Annotated in this window: 1 protein-coding gene; it reads right to left on the reverse strand. The window is 48.1% G+C overall.

Going from position 1 to position 1,451, the window contains the following annotated elements; all coding sequences use genetic code 11:
* Positions 1-227: 227 nt before the first annotated feature.
* A partial coding sequence (locus Q0257_RS02805; protein WP_298021283.1) for a hypothetical protein occupies positions 228-1,451 on the reverse strand: 1,224 nt, incomplete at its 5' end.

The following is a 1,451-nucleotide window of genomic DNA, read 5'->3' on the forward strand; positions in this document are numbered from 1 at the left end:
ATCTCCATAGGCGAGAGCGGAATTCTAGCTAAGCTGGCCAAAAAGGGCGAAGCAAAGATCAAAAACGATAGCGCGATTAGGACGTAAATTTCATTCATAGTTTTATCTCGCGTTCGCGCCATTTTAGGGCTTTCTCGGGCGCGGCACAGACGTGAAATACGCGGAATTTCCCGCCTTGTGCTACAACGTAAGCAAACTCGAAAAGTCGCTTTTTGCTCCCGCAAATCTCACCCAGATTTAGCACGAGCGCGCCGTAAATTTAAATTTTGCGCCGCTAAAGTGTTTTGATTCACTGCCATGTGGCAATAACCCACCGCCGCACATTGCCGATACGCCACCGCAGCGTTTTTATCTATCGATACATCGCGCCAATCCGTCACTGCGGCGTTTCGATTTTTCATCGCGCTGTTTTGGTGCGCCGGTGTGCTGTGGCAATCTGCCGTTACGCTGCGATCATTTGCCGATGTGCCGTTTTTTGATATACCCCGTTTATCAGCAAGCCCTTTCGATTCGTCGCTGCCGTATCGTCGGTAATCCATCGATGTGGCGTAGCGATACGCTACCGCAGCGAAAAAACTGGTGCGATCGTAAATTTCAACGTATCTGAGTGGCGTTTCGCAGCCCTCTCTCGCGGAGTTTGGCGGTAGGACGAAATTTTGCGATGAGGCGGAGTTTTGCGAGGAGGTAAAATTCTGAGGCAGCACGGAATTTGGAAGTGAAGCGGATTTTGCGCTCGGCGCCGTGAGAATCGCACTTTTATATATCGCCGCAAAGTTTAAATCCTGCGTGGCTTGAGCTGCGGAATTATAATTTTGAACGGAATTCCCGCTAAGATTTTGGATAGAATTCTTATCACTACGTAGCGCAGATTTTAGATTAGGTGCGGCGAAGCTCGGAGAGAAATTTTTGCTCTCGATAAGAGCGCCTGGAATTTGATTAAGGATTGCGGGCGCAGAATTTTCGCTTTGGCTTCGGTCGGAATTTTTGCCGCAATAAAGGGTAAAATTTTGTGCGTCGTAGCTCGAGCTTATCGTAATAAAGCCTCGATACGCCGCCGTCAGGTAATTTTTATCTACGATGGGATTTACAGCCCCTATTTTTGTGACGGGGCTTTGATATGCCACGCCGCTTGAGACCCGTATCGGCGTAGAATTTCTCGTAGCGCCCGAGTACGGGTTTATGTCTAAATCTGCGGCGGAGAAATTTGATTTAGAATTTCGGACGGAATTTTTGCCTTCGTCGTTTGCATCCAAGCCTGAACTTACAGTCAAATTTAAGCTCACGCTCGGTGCGGTTAAATTTGCCGAGCAAGCCGCCGTTTTAGAATTTGCAACTAAAATTTCCCCGCGATCTGCTCTGTAGTTTGAGCCTAAATTCGTGCCGCGACTTACTTCGTCGCTAAAGCTAGAATTTTTGACTAGGTCTGCGCCGAAATCCTTGCGAAAATTTGC

Origin of the sequence: uncultured Campylobacter sp. (assembly GCF_938018035.1) — a bacterium.
In the GTDB taxonomy this organism is placed as follows: domain Bacteria; phylum Campylobacterota; class Campylobacteria; order Campylobacterales; family Campylobacteraceae; genus Campylobacter_B.